The organism is Stenotrophomonas sp. GD03930, assembly GCF_029839665.1.
In the GTDB taxonomy this organism is placed as follows: domain Bacteria; phylum Pseudomonadota; class Gammaproteobacteria; order Xanthomonadales; family Xanthomonadaceae; genus Stenotrophomonas; species Stenotrophomonas forensis.
Genome location: NZ_JAOCAV010000001.1, coordinates 90,278 through 108,740, shown reverse-complemented (window position 1 = coordinate 108,740; position 18,463 = coordinate 90,278). Strand labels below are relative to the sequence as shown.

The 18,463-nt window shown below is 67.9% G+C and carries 22 protein-coding genes; 15 read left to right on the top strand and 7 right to left on the bottom strand.

Annotated elements, in window-relative coordinates; genetic code table 11:
• Positions 1–221: 221 nt before the first annotated feature.
• The 3 genes from N5C18_RS00630 to N5C18_RS00620 are packed head-to-tail and all read left to right on the top strand — an operon-like array spanning position 222 to position 3,231.
• Entirely contained in the window at positions 222–1,178 is a 957-nt protein-coding gene (locus N5C18_RS00630) for an HlyD family efflux transporter periplasmic adaptor subunit (protein ID WP_279943566.1), read from the top strand.
• 20 nt (positions 1,179–1,198) lie between these two features.
• A complete protein-coding gene (locus N5C18_RS00625) occupies positions 1,199–2,122 on the top strand; it encodes an ABC transporter ATP-binding protein (protein WP_279943564.1) in 924 nt (307 codons plus the stop codon).
• Positions 2,119–3,231 carry an ABC transporter permease gene (locus N5C18_RS00620; protein ID WP_008265309.1) on the top strand — a complete coding sequence of 371 codons (1,113 nt, stop codon included), beginning with the start codon at positions 2,119–2,121 and terminating at the stop codon, positions 3,229–3,231. Before N5C18_RS00625 ends, N5C18_RS00620 begins: the two co-directional genes overlap by 4 nt.
• A 73-nt stretch (positions 3,232–3,304) precedes the next feature.
• Here N5C18_RS00620 and miaB read toward each other — a convergent pair whose 3' ends face one another.
• Together miaB and N5C18_RS00610 are read right to left on the bottom strand one after the other, a co-directional pair.
• Positions 3,305–4,720, bottom strand: a complete 1,416-nt coding sequence (miaB, locus tag N5C18_RS00615) for a tRNA (N6-isopentenyl adenosine(37)-C2)-methylthiotransferase MiaB (protein WP_040008215.1) — start codon at positions 4,718–4,720, stop codon at positions 3,305–3,307.
• A 106-nt stretch (positions 4,721–4,826) separates the two neighbouring features.
• On the bottom strand, positions 4,827–5,447 hold the full coding sequence (locus tag N5C18_RS00610; protein WP_008264796.1) for a glutathione S-transferase family protein: 621 nt from the start codon (positions 5,445–5,447) through the stop codon (positions 4,827–4,829).
• A gap of 80 nt (positions 5,448–5,527) precedes the next feature.
• Here N5C18_RS00610 and N5C18_RS00605 point away from each other — a divergent pair, with 80 nt between their 5' ends.
• The 7 genes from N5C18_RS00605 to N5C18_RS00575 all read left to right on the top strand — a co-directional run bounded on the left by N5C18_RS00605 (position 5,528) and on the right by N5C18_RS00575 (position 11,617).
• Positions 5,528–6,496 carry a YafY family protein gene (locus N5C18_RS00605; RefSeq protein WP_053449281.1) on the top strand — a complete coding sequence of 323 codons (969 nt, stop codon included), beginning with the start codon at positions 5,528–5,530 and terminating at the stop codon, positions 6,494–6,496.
• Between the two features lie 46 nt (positions 6,497–6,542).
• Positions 6,543–7,496 (top strand): lytic transglycosylase domain-containing protein, encoded by a 954-nt coding sequence (locus N5C18_RS00600; RefSeq protein WP_279943562.1) that lies wholly within the window; start codon positions 6,543–6,545, stop codon positions 7,494–7,496.
• Between the two features lie 192 nt (positions 7,497–7,688).
• Entirely contained in the window at positions 7,689–8,309 is a 621-nt protein-coding gene (gene petA, locus N5C18_RS00595; RefSeq protein WP_053511666.1) for a ubiquinol-cytochrome c reductase iron-sulfur subunit, read from the top strand.
• Entirely contained in the window at positions 8,309–9,568 is a 1,260-nt protein-coding gene (locus tag N5C18_RS00590; RefSeq protein WP_006429450.1) for a cytochrome bc complex cytochrome b subunit, read from the top strand. Before petA ends, N5C18_RS00590 begins: the two co-directional genes overlap by 1 nt.
• Positions 9,561–10,310, top strand: coding sequence for a cytochrome c1 (locus N5C18_RS00585; RefSeq protein ID WP_053449283.1), 750 nt, complete (start codon positions 9,561–9,563; stop codon positions 10,308–10,310). The genes N5C18_RS00590 and N5C18_RS00585 overlap by 8 nt, the downstream gene beginning before the upstream one ends.
• A gap of 134 nt (positions 10,311–10,444) precedes the next feature.
• Positions 10,445–11,080 carry a glutathione S-transferase N-terminal domain-containing protein gene (locus N5C18_RS00580; RefSeq protein ID WP_005415948.1) on the top strand — a complete coding sequence of 212 codons (636 nt, stop codon included), beginning with the start codon at positions 10,445–10,447 and terminating at the stop codon, positions 11,078–11,080.
• An 84-nt stretch (positions 11,081–11,164) separates the two neighbouring features.
• Positions 11,165–11,617, top strand: coding sequence for a ClpXP protease specificity-enhancing factor (locus tag N5C18_RS00575; protein WP_053511667.1), 453 nt, complete (start codon positions 11,165–11,167; stop codon positions 11,615–11,617).
• 87 nt (positions 11,618–11,704) lie between these two features.
• Here the strand turns inward: N5C18_RS00575 and N5C18_RS00570 are convergent, their stop codons facing one another.
• The 4 genes from N5C18_RS00570 to N5C18_RS00555 all read right to left on the bottom strand — a co-directional run bounded on the left by N5C18_RS00570 (position 11,705) and on the right by N5C18_RS00555 (position 14,346).
• Positions 11,705–12,055: a DUF3301 domain-containing protein gene (locus N5C18_RS00570; protein WP_049436544.1), complete on the bottom strand. Its 351-nt coding sequence runs from the start codon at positions 12,053–12,055 to the stop codon at positions 11,705–11,707.
• 67 nt (positions 12,056–12,122) lie between these two features.
• Positions 12,123–13,124 carry a DUF2272 domain-containing protein gene (locus N5C18_RS00565; RefSeq protein WP_053449284.1) on the bottom strand — a complete coding sequence of 334 codons (1,002 nt, stop codon included), beginning with the start codon at positions 13,122–13,124 and terminating at the stop codon, positions 12,123–12,125.
• A gap of 104 nt (positions 13,125–13,228) precedes the next feature.
• Complete coding sequence (nadC, locus tag N5C18_RS00560; RefSeq protein WP_279943561.1) at positions 13,229–14,080, bottom strand: carboxylating nicotinate-nucleotide diphosphorylase; 852 nt, start codon at positions 14,078–14,080, stop codon at positions 13,229–13,231.
• Complete coding sequence (locus tag N5C18_RS00555) at positions 14,077–14,346, bottom strand: Trm112 family protein (protein ID WP_005408847.1); 270 nt, start codon at positions 14,344–14,346, stop codon at positions 14,077–14,079. The genes nadC and N5C18_RS00555 overlap by 4 nt, the downstream gene beginning before the upstream one ends.
• Positions 14,347–14,404: 58 nt before the next feature.
• Here N5C18_RS00555 and purE point away from each other — a divergent pair, with 58 nt between their 5' ends.
• The 3 genes from purE (at position 14,405) to N5C18_RS00540 (ending at position 16,521) form a co-directional block, all read left to right on the top strand.
• Complete coding sequence (purE, locus tag N5C18_RS00550; RefSeq protein WP_005412808.1) at positions 14,405–14,908, top strand: 5-(carboxyamino)imidazole ribonucleotide mutase; 504 nt, start codon at positions 14,405–14,407, stop codon at positions 14,906–14,908.
• Positions 14,905–16,053 carry a 5-(carboxyamino)imidazole ribonucleotide synthase gene (locus N5C18_RS00545; RefSeq protein WP_053449286.1) on the top strand — a complete coding sequence of 383 codons (1,149 nt, stop codon included), beginning with the start codon at positions 14,905–14,907 and terminating at the stop codon, positions 16,051–16,053. Before purE ends, N5C18_RS00545 begins: the two co-directional genes overlap by 4 nt.
• Positions 16,054–16,179: 126 nt before the next feature.
• Complete coding sequence (locus N5C18_RS00540; RefSeq protein ID WP_008268125.1) at positions 16,180–16,521, top strand: carboxymuconolactone decarboxylase family protein; 342 nt, start codon at positions 16,180–16,182, stop codon at positions 16,519–16,521.
• 114 nt (positions 16,522–16,635) lie between these two features.
• On the opposite strand, the gene N5C18_RS00535 is transcribed toward N5C18_RS00540, so the two are convergent.
• On the bottom strand, positions 16,636–17,214 hold the full coding sequence (locus tag N5C18_RS00535; RefSeq protein ID WP_279943560.1) for a superoxide dismutase: 579 nt from the start codon (positions 17,212–17,214) through the stop codon (positions 16,636–16,638).
• A 121-nt stretch (positions 17,215–17,335) separates the two neighbouring features.
• Here N5C18_RS00535 and grxD point away from each other — a divergent pair, with 121 nt between their 5' ends.
• Positions 17,336–17,656 carry a Grx4 family monothiol glutaredoxin gene (gene grxD / locus N5C18_RS00530; protein WP_053449287.1) on the top strand — a complete coding sequence of 107 codons (321 nt, stop codon included), beginning with the start codon at positions 17,336–17,338 and terminating at the stop codon, positions 17,654–17,656.
• Positions 17,653–18,429 carry an SDR family NAD(P)-dependent oxidoreductase gene (locus tag N5C18_RS00525; protein ID WP_279943558.1) on the top strand — a complete coding sequence of 259 codons (777 nt, stop codon included), beginning with the start codon at positions 17,653–17,655 and terminating at the stop codon, positions 18,427–18,429. Before grxD ends, N5C18_RS00525 begins: the two co-directional genes overlap by 4 nt.
• The last annotated feature ends 34 nt before the right edge of the window (positions 18,430–18,463 follow it).

The following is an 18,463-nucleotide window of genomic DNA, read 5'->3' as shown; positions in this document are numbered from 1 at the left end:
CTGCCGCCGGCGCACGTTCCATTGCCAGGCGAGCAATCCGGCCATCCTCCTGCCGCTTTTCCACACCCGCTGTGGAATGATGCCGAATCAACCTGTGGATAGGTGGACCAGACCCTGACGGCACAAGGCCTGTCAGGGCGTGGTGAAAAAACCGCCAGGGCGGATCGGCATCATCGCGGGTGCACGGGGCTGATGGCACCGTAGCGCCGTCGCTGGAGGGGATGGTCATGGGCAACGGGATGCGTGGGTTCGGACTGGTGGGCCTGGCCCTGCTGGCAGGCTGTGGCCAGGCGCCACCGACTGCGCTGGGAACGCTGGAATGGGACCGGGTCACCGTGCCGGCACCGGCGGCCGAAGTGATTGCAGCGGTGGAGGTGCGCGAAGGCCAGCAGGTCAAGGCCGGCACCGTGCTGATGCAGTTGGACCCGGCCCGCGGTGACGCCCAGTTCGCCGCCGCACAGGCCGACACCGCGCGCGCGCAGGCGCAGCTGGAAGAACTGAAGATCGGCCCACGGCAGGAGCAGATCGCGCAGGCCCAGGCACAGCTGGCCGCGCTACGCGCGGAGTCGGTGGAAGCCAGTGCCTACTACCGGCGGGTGCAGCCGCTGGCACGCCAGCGCCTGATCGCCGCGGCCGAGCTGGACCGCGCACGGGCCGCCGCCGGCAACGCTGAAGCCAGCGTGCGTGCCGCCGAGCAGGCCTGGCTGGAGCTGGTGCACGGCAGCCGCGCGCAGGATATCGCCCAGGGCCAGGCGGCCGCCGATGCCGCACAGGCCCAGCAGGTGGTGCAGGGCGTCAATCTGCAGAAGCTTCAGCTGCGCGCCCCCCGCGATGGCGTGGTCGACGCCTTGCCCTATCGGCAGGGCGACCAGGCGCCGATCGGCGCACCACTGGCGGTGATGCTGGTCGGCGAGCGCCCCTATGCGCGCGTCTACCTGCCACAGCCACTACGGTTGCAGGTCAAGGTCGGGCAGGCCGCGCAGGTGCATCTGGAAGGGCACGCCGCTGCGTTGAAAGGGCATGTGCGCTCGATCCGCAGCGAGCCTTCATTTACGCCGTACTACGCGTTGACCGGCGACGACGTGGCGCGGCTGAGCTACCTGGCCGAGATCGAAGTGGACGAGGCGACCGACATGCAGAAACTGCCGGCCGGGTTGCCGGTGCGGGTGAGCTTCTGAACACCGGCGACGACATTGCCGTGCATGCGCAGGGCCTGACCCGGCGCTTCGGCGATCTGCTGGCCGTGGACAATGTCGACCTGACCGTGCCTCGCGGCCAGGTCTACGGCTTCCTCGGCCCGAACGGCTCGGGCAAGTCGACCACCATCCGCATGCTGTGCGGCCTGCTGGAGCCGAGCGCGGGGCAGATCGAGGTGCTGGGCCTGTCGGTGCCGGAACAGGCCGAGGCGCTGCGCCGCCGCATCGGCTACATGACCCAGCGCTTTTCGCTGTACGAAGACCTGTCGGTGCGTGAGAACCTGGAGTTCCTTGCCGCCATCCAGGACCTGCCGCGCGCGCAGGCGCGGCAGCGCGTCGATGCACTGTTGCAGCAGTATCGGCTGCAGGACCGGCAGCCGCAGTTGGCCGGCACGCTCAGCGGCGGCCAGAAGCAGCGCCTGGCCCTGGCCGGCGCCGTGGTGCATTCGCCCGAACTGCTGTTCCTGGACGAGCCGACCAGCGCGGTCGACCCGGAATCGCGCCGCGATTTCTGGGAGGCCTTGTTCGAACTGGCCGACGCCGGTACCACCGTGCTGGTGTCGACCCACTACATGGATGAGGCCGAACGCTGCCACCGGCTGGCGATCCTGGATCGCGGCGCGCTGGTGGCTGATGGCACGCCGGCCGAACTCTGTGCGCGGTTGCAGGGGCGCACGCTGCAGGTCACCTCTTCGCAGCCACGCCAGGCCGGCCGCGCGCTGGCCGAACTGCCCGGCGTTCTGAGCGTGGCGCAGATCGGCACGCAGCTGCGCGTACTGTGCAGTGAAGACGCGGCCGATATGTCGGCGCTGCAGCGCGCCTTGGCCGGTGCCGATCCACAGGCGCATATCGAGGCAGTGGCGCCGAACCTGGAAGACGTGTTCGTCGCCGCCACCCGCGGTCGTGGCCGGGAGCCGGCGGCATGAACCTGCGCCGGCTGTGGGCGATCATGCTCAAGGAGCTGCGCCAGCTGCGCCGCGACCGCATCACGCTGGCGATGATCGTCGGCATTCCGGTGATGCAGTTGCTGCTGTTCGGCTATGCGATCAACCTCAACCTGCGCCATCTTGATGCGGGTGTTGCCGACCAGGCGAACAGCGCGGCCTCGCGCGCGCTGGTGCAGGACATGGTCGCCACCGGTGTGATCACCCCGCGCAGCGAAGCCTACAGCCCGGATCAGCTGATGCAGGCGCTGCGCCGCGGCGAGATCAGCGTCGGCATCGTGGTGCCGGCCGATTTCGAGCGCCGTCGTTTCGATGGGCGCGAAGCGGTGCAGGTGCTGGTCGATGGCAGCGACACCGTGGTGCAGAGTGCGGCGATCCAGCTGGCGCAGGTGCCGTTGGATACGCGCCCGACCAGCAACACGCGGCCGCTGCGCGAAGGCAGCATTGCCAGCGGCCAGGTCAGCGTGACCAGCTTCTACAACCCGCAGCGGCGCTCTGCGGTGAATATCGTCCCCGGCTTGATCGGGGTGATCCTGACCATGACCCTGGTGATGTTCACGGCAGTGGCGGTGGTGCGCGAACGCGAGCGCGGCAACATGGAGCTGCTGATCGCCACGCCGGTATCGCGCAGCGAACTGATGGTGGGCAAGGTGCTGCCCTATGCGGCCATCGGCCTGCTGCAGACCACGCTGGTGCTGGTGCTGGGCACCTGGCTGTTCCAGGTGCCGATCCGCGGCAGCCTGCTGGACATCTACCTGGCCGCGGTGCTGCTGGTGCTGGCCAACCTGGCGCTGGGCCTGTTGATCTCCACGCGCGCGCGCTCGCAGTTCCAGGCGATGCAGATGACGCTGTTCCTGTTCCTGCCGTCGATCCTGCTGTCCGGCTTCATGTTCCCGTTCGCCGGCATGCCACGGCCGGTGCAGTGGCTGGCCGAAGTGCTGCCGCTGACCCACTTCCTGCGACTGGTGCGCGGCATCATGCTGCGCGGCGCCTCGCTGTGGGAGCTGTGGCACGACGCACTGGCGCTGCTGGCCTTCATCGTGGTGATGATGACGCTGGCGATCCTGCGCTTCCGCAAGCGCCTGGATTGAAGCATGCCATCCGGTAGTGCCGGCCGCTGGCCGGCATCAATGCCGGTAGGTGCCGACCGTTGGTCGGCACGCCTTACTCCGCCACCACCCGCGCGCGCAGCGAATTGGTCAGCGCTTCGGTGATCACCACGTCCACGAACTGGCCGATCAGGCGCGCCGGTGCCGGGAAGTTCACCGAACGCATGTTCTCGGTCTTGCCGGTCAACTCGTTCGGGTTCTTGCGCGACGGGCCTTCCACCAGCACGGTCTGCACGGTGCCAACCATCTTCTCGGAGATGCCGGCGGCGTGCGCATTGATCCGCTCCTGCAGGCGCGACAGGCGCGCGTGCTTCTCCGCGTCGCTGATCGTGTCCTCCAGGTCCGCGGCCGGCGTTCCCGGTCGGCGCGAATAGATGAAGGAGAAGCTGTGATCGAAGCCGATGTCCTCGATCAGCTTCATGGTCTTCTCGAAATCGGCATCGGTCTCGCCGGGGAAGCCGACGATGAAGTCCGAACTGATCGAGATATCCGGGCGCACCGCGCGCAGCTTGCGGATCTTCGACTTGAATTCCAAAGCGGTGTAGCCGCGCTTCATCGCTGACAGCACGCGGTCACTGCCGGCCTGCACCGGCAGGTGCAGGAAGTTGGCCAGCTGCGGCACGTCGCGGAACGCGTCGATCAGCGAATCGCTGAACTCCAGCGGGTGCGAGGTGGTGAAGCGGATGCGGCCGACGCCGTCGATCTCGGCGATGGTGCGGATCAGCAGGCCGAGGTCGGCGAATTCGCCATCGCCATACGGGCCGCGGTACGCGTTGACGTTCTGCCCGAGCAGGTTGATCTCGCGCACGCCCTGCGCGGCCAGCTGGGCCACTTCAACCACCACGTCCTCGAATGGACGGCTGACTTCGGTGCCGCGGGTGTAGGGCACCACGCAGAACGAGCAGTACTTGGAACAACCTTCCATGATCGACACGAAGGCCGAGGCGCCCTCGGCGCGCGGTTCCGGCAGGCGGTCGAACTTCTCGATCTCGGGGAAGCTGATGTCCACCTGCGGGCGCTTCTGCTCGCGGCGGGCACGGATCAGTTCCGGCAGGCGGTGCAGGGTCTGCGGGCCGAACACCAGGTCCACGAACGGCGCGCGCTTGATGATCGCCTCGCCTTCCTGCGAGGCGACGCAGCCGCCCACGCCGATGATCACTTCACGGCCCTTGTTCTTCAGGCCCTTCCACACGCCCAGCTGGCTGAACACCTTTTCCTGCGCCTTCTCGCGGATGGAACAGGTGTTGACCAGGATGACGTCGGCGTCATCGGGACTGTCGGTCAGTTCCAGGCCATCGCTGGCGGCAAGCACGTCGGCCATCTTGGCCGAGTCGTACTCGTTCATCTGGCAACCGTGGGTCTTGATGTACAGCTTGCCTTTCACCTGGTCGGGCTTGCGCGGACCGGCGGGCAGGGCAACGAGCGGGGTACCGCCGGGGGCGGGCGGAAAGACGTCTGGCGTCCCGGTCATGGCGCTTAATCCATTCGGGTGGCGGGAAAGCGGGCAATTCTACCCGCATCCCGGCCCTCCCGCCGTCCGCCGGTGGCTGGTCGGCCCCGGCGGGGGCGCGACGCGATTACGCCGCCGCCAGCTCCGCGTCGATCTGCCGCGAGCGGTCGAACGCCGTCATCGCGCTGATCCGTTCGATGTAGGCGGCCGTTGCCGGTGCCGGCTGCACCAGGCCGAAGGCACTGGTCCAGGCCAGCGCATTGCCCCACAGCACGTCGGCGGCGCTCATCGTCTCGCCCAGCAGGTACGGTCCCTGCGCCAGCTGGGCCTCGATCACCTGCAGCACGGTCTCGGCGTCGTTGTACGGCGACATCAGGCGCGGCGGCGGCTCGCGGTGCATCGCCTTGTCGATCATCGCCGGCTCGAAGCAGGCACCGTAGAAGGCCATCCAGCGCAGGTAGGGCCCGCGCAGGGCGTCACCGATCGGCGGTGCCAGCCCCGCTTCCGGGTACAGGTCGGCCAGGTACAGGTAGATCGCCACCTGTTCGGTCACCAGCGCACCGTTGTGGACGATGGCCGGCACCTTGCCCATCGGGTTGATGGCCAGGTAGGCCGGGGCCAGGTTGGCGCCGGCCTTCAGGTCCAGCACCTGCATGCGGTAGTCGGCACCCAGCGCTTCGAGCAGGGCCACGGCGCCGCTCGAGCGTGAACGGGCGGCGTGGTACAGGGTGATCTGGCGTGAGGTCATGGCATTGCTCCTTGCGGTGGGTGGTGAACTGGAGGCCATCCTGGGGCACTATTGCGGACGACTTCTGTCCTCGTTCCTTCATGCGCCATACCGCCCATCGACTGCTGCGCCTGATCGCCCTGCTGCAGGCCCGCCGCCAGTGGTCGGGGGCCGAATTGGCCGAACGCATGGGCGTGGACCGGCGCAGCATCCGCCGCGACATCGAGCGCCTGCGCGAACTGGGCTACCCGGTGCAGGCCTCGGCCGGGGTCGGCGGTGGCTACCAGCTGGGGGCCGGTGCGCCGGTACTGCCGATGCTGCTGGACGAAGAGGAAGCAACCACCCTGGCCATCGCCCTGCGCGCGGCCTCGGCCACTGTCGCCGGCATTGACGACACCGCACGCGGCCTGTTGTCCAAGCTCGATCCGCTGGTGCCAACCCGTCGCCGCCAGCAGGCCGGCGAGGTGCATGCCGCCACCGCCACCCTGTCGGACCTGCCCGCCACCGATGCACGCCTGCTCGGACGGCTGGCCCAGCACTGCCGGCAGGCGTCGCGATTGGCCTTCGAGTACCGCAGTGCGCAGGACGCGGTCACCCAGCGTGAGGTCGAAGCCCAGCATCTGGTCAACTATGGCCGCCGCTGGTACCTGCTGGCCTGGGATCTGGGCCGCCAGGACTGGCGCACCCTGCGCGTGGACCGGATGGGCGCGGTGCGCGAGTGCACCGAGCCGGGCCTGCATCGGCGCACCCCGGCGCCGCCGGATGTGATGGTGCGGCAGGCCGTCAGCCAGGCGCCGTTCGCGCTGCAGGCCATCCTGCGCCTGGCAGGCAGCCATTCCGAGCTGGAAGGCCGGATTCCGCCGTGGTGCGGGGTACTGGAGGCCGATGGCACCGACCATTGCCTGCTGCGGATGGGGGCCGAGAGCCGCGGCATGATGCTGGCGCAGATCCTCAGCCTGGACCGCGTGCCCGTGGCGCTGTGGACCACGCCCCCGGAGCTGCGCGACGAACTGGCGCAGCGCCTGGCGGGCCTGGGCCAGCTGCTGGCTGTGCCGTCGGTCACAGCCTGAGCCGCATCGCTTGGCAAGCCCCGGCGAAGCTGGGACACTCGCCGCCATGAAGGGGATACTGGGGACAACGGCGATCATCATCGCTGCGCTGACCGCTGCGCTGACCGCTGCGCTGACCGCTGCGCCGGCCAGCGCCGGAACCCTGTACAAGTGCCAGGGCGCCGACGGCGTCACCAGTTATGTGAGCAAGCGCGTGGCCGGCGCCGTCTGCAGCAGCATCAGCTACAGCCGCGATACCCGCCCGGCGCCGCGCCCTGTGGTGACCGCGCCGAAACCCGCGCCAGCCACCACCGTGGCCAGCATCGAGCGCAATCCGGTTGCCGTCGCGGCCAGTGCTGCGACGCCCGCAGTGGCTGCACCCGCACCTGCACCTGCACCCGCTTCCGTGCCCACGGCCGCAACCGCCTCGCGCGGTGGGCGGATGGTCAGCGGCCAGGTCTATTCCTTCATGAAGGATGGCGTGCGCCACTACACCAGTGCGCGGCCGACCCAGGTGGCCAACCTGGGCCCGGTGCGGACCATCCGCTACAGCTTCATGGAGCGCTGCTACGCCTGCGGGGTCAATCCGCGCGTGGACTTCGGCACGGTGCGCCTGAACACCACGGCGTTCCAGAGCGAGATCACCTCGGCCGCGCGCGAGTTCGGTGTTGAGGAGGCCGTAGTGCGCGCGATCATCCACGCCGAATCCGCCTACAACCCGACCGCGCTCAGCCGTGCCGGTGCGCAGGGCCTGATGCAGCTGATGCCACCGACTGCCGCCCGCTTCGGCGTCAGTGATTCCTACGACGCCGGGCAGAACATCCGCGGCGGCGTGCAGTATCTGGCATGGTTGCTGAAACGCTTCAATGGCAACCTGACCCTCGCGGCAGCCGGCTACAACGCGGGCGAGGGCGCGGTCGACCGCCACGGCGGCGTGCCACCCTACAGTGAAACCCAGTACTACGTGCGCCGGGTCGGCCAACTGGCCGACCGCTACCGCAGTGCCTTGAGCCACCAGTAGGTGCCGACCGTTGGTCGGCACGCTCTAAACGGTAGGTGCCGACTGTCAGTCGGCACGCCTTCAAAAGATTGTTGCAGTGCGTTGTGTGGCGCGCGACGGTTCCGCTACACTCGTCCAAGATTCAATGCGGCTCTGGCCCCCACCGGATCCGCTGGCAGCCTTAAAGCTACCTAATCAATATCGGAGTGCCGGATGGCCAACGATGGGGTACACGATCCAGTCAACACCGGACGTCGGCGTTTTCTTTCTGCCACCACAGCCGTGGTGGGCGCCGTCGGCGTCGGATTCACCGCAGTTCCTTTCATCAAGTCCTGGAACCCCAGTGCCCGCGCCAAGCTTGCCGGCGCACCGGTGGTGGCCGACATCAGCGCCCTGCAGGAAGGCCAACGCCTGATCGTGGAATGGCGCGGCCAGCCGATCTGGATCGTCAAGCGGTCCAAGGCGATCCTCGATGCGCTGCACGGACTGGATGGCCGCCTCAAGGACCCCGAGTCCGACGAGAAGGACCAGCAGCCGGACTACGTGCTGAAGCAGAACCCCGAGCTGCGCTCGATCAAGCCGGACATCTCCGTGCTGGTCGGCCTGTGCACGCACCTGGGCTGCTCGCCTGAAATGGTCGCCGAGATCCGGCCCGAGCCCTACGACCCGCAGTGGAAGGGGGGGTATTTCTGCCCCTGCCACAAGTCGCGCTTCGACATGTCCGGCCGCGTCTTCAAGGACGTGCCGGCGCCCATCAACCTGAAGGTGCCCGCGCACCACTACCAGGACGACAACACCATCATCATCGGTGTCGATCCGCAGGGGGCAGCCTGATGGCCAATATCCTCAGCCGTACCGCCAGCGGCGTCGCCGACTGGGTCAATGCCCGCGCGCCGGGCCTGATGCCGGTGTACCGCAAGCATGTCAGCGAGTACTACGCGCCGAAGAACTTCAACATCTGGTACTACTTCGGTTCGCTGGCGCTGCTGGTGCTGGTCAACCAGATCGTCACCGGCATCTTCCTGACGATGCACTACAAGACCAACGCCGCCGAGGCGTTCGGTTCCATCGAATACATCATGCGTGACGTGGAGTGGGGCTGGCTGATCCGCTACATGCACTCCACCGGGGCCTCGCTGTTCTTCATCGTGGTCTACCTGCACATGTTCCGCGGCCTGCTGTACGGCAGCTACCAGAAGCCGCGCGAGCTGGTGTGGATCCTCGGCATGCTGATCTACCTGGTGCTGATGGCCGAAGCCTTCATGGGCTACGTGCTGCCGTGGGGGCAGATGTCGTTCTGGGGCGCCAAGGTGATCATCTCGCTGTTCGGCGCGATACCGGTGATCGGCAACGGCCTGACCGAATGGATCATGGGCGACTACCTGCCCAGCGACGCCACGCTCAACCGCTTCTTCGCGCTGCACGTCATCGCACTGCCGCTGGTGCTGCTGCTGCTGGTGGTGCTGCACCTAGGCGCGCTGCACGAAGTGGGCTCGAACAACCCGGATGGCGTGGAGATCAAGAAGGGCCCGAAGGGCAACCGCTGGTCGCCGAATGCGCCGGCCGATGGCATTCCGTTCCACCCGTACTACACGCTCAAGGATGGCGTCGGCGCCGGCTTCCTGCTGATCATCGCGGCCTTCATCATCTTCTTCGCGCCCGGTTTCGGCGGCCTGTTCCTGGAACACGACAACTTCACCGAGGCCAACCGCCTGGTCACCCCGGAACACATCAAGCCGGTCTGGTACTACACGCCGTACTACGCGATGTTGCGCGTGGTGCCGAACAAGCTGGGCGGCGTGCTGGTGATGTTCTCGGCCATCGCGATCCTGTTCCTGGTGCCGTGGCTGGACAAGGCGCGGGTGAAGTCGGTGCGCTACCGCGGCTGGATCTCGAAGGTGATGCTGGGCGTGCTGGCAGTGTGCTTCGTGTGGCTGGGCGTGATCGGTTCCGGCCCCGGCACCGACGTGCACGAGACCTACATCGGGCGGGTGCTGACCTTCCTGTACTTCGCGTTCTTCATCACCATGCCGCTATGGACAAGGTTGGACAAGACCAAGCCGGTACCGGAGAGGGTGACCACGCATGACTGAGCGCTGGATGGTCCGGCTGGCCCTGGCGGCCACCCTGATGCTGGGCAGTTTCCTGGCCTCCGCCGCCGAGGGCGGCACCAAGCTGCTGCAGGCCGGCAACGACCTCGGTGACCGCGCATCGCTGCAGCGCGGCGCGCAGCTGTACATGAACTACTGCTCCGGCTGCCACGCGCTGAAGTACCTGCGCTATTCGCGGATGGCGCAGGACCTGGGCCTGACCGAGGAAGAGGTGATGAACAACCTCAACTTCACCGGCTCGGCCATCGGCGACCCGATTCCGGTGGCGATGCCCAAGGAGAATGCCGAGAAATGGTTCGGCAAGATGCCGCCGGACCTCAGCCTGATCTCGCGGGTGCGGGGCAGTGACTGGGTCTACACCTACCTCAAGTCGTTCTACCTGGACAGCAGCCGGCCACTGGGCTGGAACAACGCGCTGTTTGCCAACGCGTCCATGCCCAACCCGCTGTGGGAGATGCAGGGCCTGCAGCATGCCGTGCACGGCAAGCCCGAGGCGCCGGGCATGGACCCGCCGGTGACCGGGCTCAAGATTGAAACACCGGGTTCGGTCGATGCCGGCCAGTACGACCAGGCCGTGCGCGACATCACCAACTTCCTCGAATACGCCGGCGAGCCGGCCGCGCTGAAGCGGCAGCAGCTGGGCGTGTGGGTGATCCTGTTCCTGGCCCTGCTGACCTTCCTGTTGTACCTGCTGAAGAAGGAATACTGGAAGGACGTTCACTGATTCTGCGGCCGGCCATCGCACGGGCCTATTGGCTTTTGTGATGGTCGGTTGCACACTCGGGGAGGAGTCGACCGCTGGCACGGTGCTGGCGGCGCCGATGCGGCAGGCGGTCTCCTGTCGTAGGAGAGCCTTTGATGGCGGCGAGCGTACGCATGCGCAATACACTGACGCTGTTTTCCTCGAACGACGATGTGCTGTGCCACCGTGTACGCCTGGTCCTGGCGGCCAAGGGGGTCACCTTCGACTTCGTTCCGGTCGATCCGCAGAACCCGCCTGAAGACCTGATCGACCTCAATCCGTACCACTCGGTGCCAACCCTGGTCGAGCGCGAACTGGTGCTGTATGCCGCGTCGGTGGTCAGCGAATACCTGGACGAGCGCTACCCGCATCCGCCGCTGATGCCGGTCGATCCGCTCTCGCGCGCGCGCATCCGCCTGGCCATGCTGCGCATCGAGCACGACTGGGTGCCGCAGGTGCAGGCCATCCAGCTGGGCAACAAGACCCAGGCCGAGGCCGGTCGCAAGCGCCTGAAGGAACTGCTGACTGCGTCGTTGCCGCTGTTCAAGGCCAGCAAGTTCTTCCTCAATCCGGAAATGAGCCTGGCCGACTGCGCGATGGCACCGATCATCTGGCGCCTGCAGTCACTGGACGTGCCGCTGCCCAAGGATGGCAAGGCGATCGAGGACTACGGCAACCGCATCTTCCGCCACCCGGGTTTCGTCCGCAGCCTGACCGAGCAGGAAAAGAAGCTGCGCGATCTGCCGGTCTGATCCGGCCATGCCTTACCCGTCTGCACGCCGACCGGTGTGCAGGCGATCCGCCCCGGCGGGGCGCCGGGCGCGTACACTTCACGCATGACCGAAGACTTCTTCCACATGACCAGCCACCGCCCGTACCTGCTGCGGGCGCTGGTGGAATGGATCAACGACAACCAGCTGACCCCGCACATCCTGGTCGACGCCGGCGTCCCCGGCGTGCAGGTCCCGCCTTCGGCGGTCAAGGATGGCCGGGTGGTGCTCAACATCGCCGAACGTGCCGTCGTGCGGTTGATGATCGACAACGAGATGGTGAGCTTCTCGGCGCGCTTCTCCGGCACCAGCTATCCGGTACAGGTGCCGATCAGCGCCGTGCTGGCCGTCTACGCCCGCGAGACCGGGCAGGGCATGGCGCTGCCGGACGACATCCCTGGCAACGAGACCGCGCCGACCAGCGATGAACTGCTGCATGACGAAGGTGCGCCGCCGGACGATACGCCGCCTGCCAGCCCGCCGCCCAAGGGTCGCCCGAACCTGCGCGTGGTCAAGTAACGATTCCGACGCCGCCCCGATGGGCGGCGTTTTTCATTTGCCGGTTCAGAGGTGGGTGCCGACCGTTGGTCGGCACGCCTTTAAACCTTACACATCCTCGGCATCGTCCACATCCGGCCGGATCTGGCTGATCCGTGCCGCGCCGGGCCCGGTAAACGAGATCAGCTGGTCGCCGCGCAGCACCATGCGGCCCACGTGGCGATCGATGCCGTCATAGGAATACTCGAACTTGAAGGTGCGCTCGAATCCGAGCCGGCCATCCTCGCCGCGCGACAGGCGCAGGCCGGTGGCGTGCACTGCCTGGTCCAGCCATTGCACATCGGCGGCGCGGCAGGCATTGCGGCCCAGCTCGACCGCGCGCTCGGCGGCCGAACGGGCGGCGTTCCAGAAGAAATAGATGATTCCGCCGGCAATCAGCAACAGCAGCAGGGTGGGCATGGCGTCAGCGGTCAGAGGTCGATCCGGCAAAGATGGCGGCGAACACGCGCTGGATCAAGCGCTGCAGTCACCGCCGCGGCTGCGGCTCGCTGGACACTGGCTGCGCGGGCACGATGGCCGGTTGCGGCGCCGGCGCGGTCTGCATCGGCGTCGCAGTGGGCGAGGGCATCACCAGGGGTGATGTGGCGGTCAGCTGCAGCAGTGCTGCCCAGTCCTGGCGGTTGAAGCTGCATTCGTCTTCGCGGCCCGGTGTGCAGCTGGGGTCGATGCCGGTGCTGCTGCGTTCGCGTGCCGGCGGCAGCTGGATCAGCCCGGTGCGGTCCAGCGGCAGCAGCCGCATTGCCACGGTATTCATCACATTGCCCCCCACCAGGTACAGGGTCTGGTCGCCGCCGAGGTTGGCCGCCACCACCACTTCGCAATGTGATTTCCAGTGGCCGACCGAACCATTGCCGAGCGCCTGTACCAGCCCGCTGTAGCTCAGCGTGGTGCTGCGGTCGCGCAGGAAGCACAGCAGATCGCCCGGCGCGGGCTTTGCGGTCGCGGGATCAACCAGCCGATAGGGCACACCGGAAGGGCCGCCCTGGTAGGCAGCACGGATGTAGTCGATGTGGCGCGGCGATGTGTTGAAGCCGGGCACGCCGGCACGCACCATCACCCAGGAAATGAAGGCGGCCGACCACGGGTTGTCGACCAGGAACGCGCGGCAGTCGCTGTCGGTGTAGCGCGTGCCCAGCGGCGCCAGGCAGCTGCTGGCGCCGGCGATGCTGCCCATCGCGTTGAGCGTGCCGCTGTCACGCCAATAGCCGGCCACGCGCTGCCAGGCGATCAGGCCGTTGTCGGCAAGATGCTCGCTCTCGGCCTCGGTGACGCTGAGGCTTGCAGCGCGACCATCGCGATCGATGAATGGCCGGAACCACAGCCGGTGTTCGTTGCAGGCGGTGTTGCGGATGGCCACTGCCAACGGGCTCAGGCCGTAGCGGGGCGGTACGTCACAGGCCTCCGCAGCCGCTGCGGAAAAGGGGACGGTCGCGAGCAGAAGGCAGGCAGGCAAGAGCATCCGGCGCATGCGCGGCTCCTGTGGGGGATGGCCGCAGCGTCGCAGTGCCGTCGTGAACGCAGGGTGTGAGAACGGTAGTGCCGGCCGCTGGCCGGCACCATGCGACCGTCACCTCAACCCGGCGGCGGGCCCAGCTTCAACGACAGATCGATGGCCTGCACGTGCTTGGTCAGGCCGCCGATGGAAATGCAGTCCACGCCATCCTCGGCGATCGAGCGCAGGCCACCCAGGCCGACGCTGCCGGAGACTTCCAGAGGGATACGGCCGGCGGTGATGCGCACGGCCTCGCGGCGCAGGTCGGGGCTGAAGTCATCCAGCAGGATGCGTTCGCATCCTGCCTCCAGGGCCTGGCGCAGCTGCGCCAGATCCTCCACCTCGACCACCAGTGGCAGCGCGGGCCACTGCCGGCGTGCGCCTGCCACGGCGGCGGCCAGCGAACCGGCGGCGCGGATGTGGTTTTCCTTCAGCATCACCGTGTCGTACAGGCCGAAGCGGTGGTTGTCGCCGCCGCCGCAGCGCACGGCGTACTTCTGCGCCAGGCGCAGGCCGGGCAGGGTCTTGCGGGTGTCGAGGATGCGCGTGCCGGTACCGGCCACGGCGGCCACATAGCGGGCAGTGGTGGTGGCGGTGCCGGACAGCGTCTGCAGGAAATTCAGCGAGGTGCGTTCGGCGCTGACCAGGCTGCGGCTGCGCCCGTACAGCAGGGCCAGCACGGTGCCTGCGGTGACCGCGTCGCCTTCGGAAAGCTGCCATTCGATGCGCACGTCCGGGTCGAGCGCACGGTGGGTGGCGTCGAACCAGGGGCGGCCGGCAATCACCCCATCCTGCTTGCACAGCAGGTAGGCGCTGTCGGCCTGGTCGGGCAGCAGGGCGGCGGTGACGTCACCACTGCCCAGGTCCTCGGCCAGCGCACGCGCGACATCGGCGGCGACAACGGCCGCATCCGGCGTCGGCAGCGTGCTCATGCGGCCGGGAAGTCGGCGATCTGGGCGGTCGGGATGGCTTCCTCGGCCAGCAGCACCGGAATGCCGTCGTCGACGCGGAACACCTGCTTGCGGTCGCGGGTGACCAGCGCTTCGCGCAGCGGCTGCGCCAGCGGGTTGCCATCGGCCTTGTTCACCGCGCCGGCGGAAATGGCCTTGTTGAGGGCTTCCAGGCCCTTGCCATCCAGCAGGGACAGGGGCTGGCGGGTGTCCGGCGACACCAGCAGGTCGAGCAGCTTGCGATCCATGGTTCTTCGTCTTGCGTGGAAGATGGCTAGAATACGTCTTTAAGGCAGGTGACGGCCAATGACCCCCAACCCGATCGCGCCGCTTGTCGGCATCGTCATGGGTTCCCGTTCCGACTGGGAAACCATGCAGCACGCCGCCCAGAAGCTTGAAGCCCTGGGTGTTCCGTTCGAAGTGAAGGTGGTGTCCGCGCATCGGACGCCGGATGTGTTGTTCAGTTACGCCGAGCAGGCGGGCCCGCGTGGCCTGCGCGCGATCATCGCCGGTGCCGGCGGGGCCGCGCACCTGCCGGGCATGATCGCCGCCAAGACCGCCGTGCCGGTGCTGGGCGTGCCGGTGCAGTCCAAGGCCCTCAACGGCATGGATTCGCTGCTGTCGATCGTGCAGATGCCGGCCGGCATCCCGGTCGCCACCTTTGCCATCGGCAATGCCGGCGCCTCCAATGCCGCGCTGTTCGCTGCAGCGATGCTGGCCAGCGACCAGCCGGCGATCGGCCAGGCGCTCGACGCCTTCCGTGCGCGCCAGACCGAAGACGTGATGGCCCACGACGACCCGCGCCAATGAGCCTGACCGTCGGCATCCTGGGCGGCGGCCAGCTCGCCCGCATGATGGTCCTGGCCGGTGCGCCGCTGGGACTGCGCTTCGAACTGTACGATCCGGCGGCCGACGCCTGCAGTGGCCCGCTGGCGCCCCTGACGGTCGGCGCCTTCGATGACCGCCAGGCGCTGGCGGACTTCGCGGCGAAGGTGGATGTGGTCACCTTCGATTTCGAGAACGTACCCGCCGACAGCGCGCAGTTCCTGGCCGACCGCGTGCCGGTCTACCCGCCGCCGGCCGCGCTGGCCGTGGCCCAGGACCGGCTGAGCGAAAAGACCCTGTTCCAGCAGCTGGGCATCCCGCTGCCGGCCTTCGCCGACATCCGCAGCCGCGACGAGCTGGCTGAGAAGGCGGCCGCGTTCGGCCTGCCGTGCATTCTCAAGACCCGCCGCCTCGGCTATGACGGAAAGGGCCAGTTCCGCCTGCGCAGCGAGGCCGACATCGACGCCGCTTGGGATGCGTTGGGTGCGCAGGTCGAGCGCACGGGCCTGATCCTGGAGGGCTTCGTGGCCTTCCAGCGCGAGGTCAGCGTGGTCGCCGTGCGTGGCCGCGATGGCAGCTTCGAGGCCTGGCCGGTTACCGGCAACTGGCATGTCGACGGCGTGTTGTCGGCCAGCGTGGCGCCGGCCGTGCTGTCCGACGCCGAGCGGCAGGCTGCGATCGGCTATGCCCGTCGCGTTGCCGAGCACCTGCAGTACGTGGGCGTGTTCGCGCTGGAGCTGTTCTGCCGCGATGGCGAACTGCTGGCCAACGAGATGGCGCCGCGCGTGCACAACTCCGGGCACTGGACCATCGAAGGCAGCGAGACCTCGCAGTTCGAGAACCATCTGCGCGCCGTGCTTGGCCTGCCGCTGGGCAGCACCCGCATGCTCGGCCATGCCTGCATGCTGAACTGGCTGGGCGCGATGCCCGATCCTGCGCCAGTGCTGGCCCAGGCCAGCGGCCATTGGCACGACTACGGCAAGGAGCCACGCGAGGGCCGCAAGGTCGGTCATGCCACGCTGCGCGATGACGATGCCGCGGCGCTGGCCGATGCACTGGACCAGGTCGGCCTGGAGCTGGGCCGCCCGTCCCAGGTGGCGCCGGCCGCGCACGCCCTGCGCAATCGCTGAGCAGGAGGAATGCCGGCCAGCGGCCGGCATTCCCCGGTATTCCTGCAACGATGTGGCGCGCCGGTGCAGGCATCGGCGCAACGTTCCCGGTGGTAGCGTGGGGCTCCTTTCCCAGGAGTCACGACCATGCTTGACTGGAATGCCTACCGCAAGGAACTGAAGGGCCGCATCGGCGAGATCGGCAAGCTCTCGCCGGATACAGTGAAGGGGTACGCCACCCTGTCCAACGCCGGCGCGCAGACCAACCACCTTGATGCGAAGACCCGTGAGCTGATTGCGCTGGCGGTGGCGGTCACGACCCGCTGCGATGGTTGCATCACCGTGCACGTGGATGCCGCGTTGAAGCACGGCGCCAGCCGCGAGGAGATTGCCGAAGCGTTGGGCGTGGCCGTGTCGCTCAATGCCGGCGCCGCGCTGGTCTATTCGGCGCGGGTGATGGACGCGGTGGCCGCACACGAGAGTGCGTGATGCCACGCTCATCTTCCCGGTAGTGCCGGCCGCTGGCCGGCAGATTCGGCACCTCATGAGCGCCTGTGGAATTGCCGGCCAGCGGCCGGCACTACCTGCGGTCGAGTCGCCGTCTCAGCGCAGCTGGCTCTCGGCGAATTCCCAGTTGACCATCTGCCAGAACGCATCCAGGTAACGCGCACGGTCGTTCTGGTAGTCGGTGTAGTACGCGTGTTCCCAGACGTCGCAGCACAGCAGCGGGGTGCTGTCGCCGGTCAGCGGGGTGCCGGCATTGCGGGTGGCCTGGATGCCCAGCTGCCCGCCCGGGTGCTGCACCAGCCACACCCAGCCCGAGCCGAACAGGCCCAGCGCGGTGCGGTTGAATTCCTCGCGCAGGCGCTGCGCGTCGCCGAACTGGCGCTTGACCAGTTCGGCCAGCCGGCCCTGCGGTTCACCACCGCCGCGAGGGCGCAGGCACTGCCAGTAGAAGCCGTGGTTCCAGGCCTGGGCGGCGGCATCGAACAGTTTGCCCTGGGCGTGGCGGACGATCTCTTCCAGTGACGCCTCTTCCCACTCGGTGCCCAGGATGCCGGCGTTGACCGCATCGACATAGGCGCGGTGGTGGCGGCCGTGGTGCAGTTCCAGGGTCTGTGCGGACAGGTGTGGCTGCAGGGAGCCGGAAAGGTAGGGCAGGGCAGGCAATTCGACGGGCATGGACAGGTTCGTGGCCAGAGGGGCGGCGGCAGCCGGTTCCATCCGCTTACAATGGCGGCTACCGTGGGCAGTCTAGCCGACCACCGCGGTCGGTTTGTCCGACGAAGCAAGGAGTGTGGTTGTGGCGGTGATGCAGCAAATCCAGGCCGAGGTCGATCGTTACCCGCTCGTGCTGTTCATGAAGGGCACCCCGCAGTACCCGATGTGCGGCTTCTCCAGCCGCGCCGTACAGGCATTGATGGCGGCCGGCGCCGTCGCCCTGCGCACCGTCAACGTGCTGGAAGAGCCCGAGATCCGCGCCAACCTTCCACGCTTCTCCAATCTGCCGACCTTCCCGCAGCTGTTCATCAATGGTGAGCTGATCGGCGGCTGCGACATCGTCCTGGAGCTGTTCGAGTCCGGCGAGCTCAAGCGCATCGTCGAAGAGGCGACCCAGGGATGAGTGCCTGGCCATCGACGTCACCGACCGACGGGGCGCTCGATGGCCGCCCGTTACAGGATCGCGTGGTGCTGGTTGCCGGTGCGGGCGGTGGCCTGGGCAGTGCCGCGGCGGTGGCTGCTGCAGCCGCCGGCGCCACGGTGGTGCTGCTGGGACGCAAGCCGCGCCGGCTGGATCGGGTCTACGCCCAGGTCCAGGCCGTTGGCGCGGAACCGCTGCTGTACCCGTTGGACATGGAAGGAGCAGGCCCGGACGACTATGCCGAACTGGCCCAGGCGCTTCAGCGCGAACTGGGGCGGCTGGATGGCCTGCTGGTCTGTGCGGCACACTTTCCCGGATTGACCCCGTTCGAATTGGCCGATCCGGCCAGTTTCGCCCGCGCGGTGCACGTCACCCTGACCGCCCCGGCGTGGCTGGCCCAGGCCTGCCTGCCGCTGCTGCGGCAACGTGAGGATGCCGCCCTGGTGTTTGCCGTCGACGCCCCGGAGCGGGTCGGGCAGGCCTACTGGGGCGGCTATGGCGTGGCCCAGCATGGCCTGCGTGGCCTGATCACCAGCCTGCACGACGAACTCGGCCGCAGCCCGGTTCGGGTCAGTGGCCTGTACCCGGGGCCGCTGCGTACGGCGCTGCGTGCCCGGGCCTACTCGGTTGACCAGGATCCGGCCGCGCAGGGCCCGGAAGCCGCGGCTGCCGCGGCGGTAACCCTGTTGTCCCGCGCCGGCCATGCCTGGCGGGGGCGGATTCTCGATGCCAGCGGAGCGTTTCCCGGCGAGTGAGTCCCGGGGAAAGACGGAGTGAAGAACCCGTCAC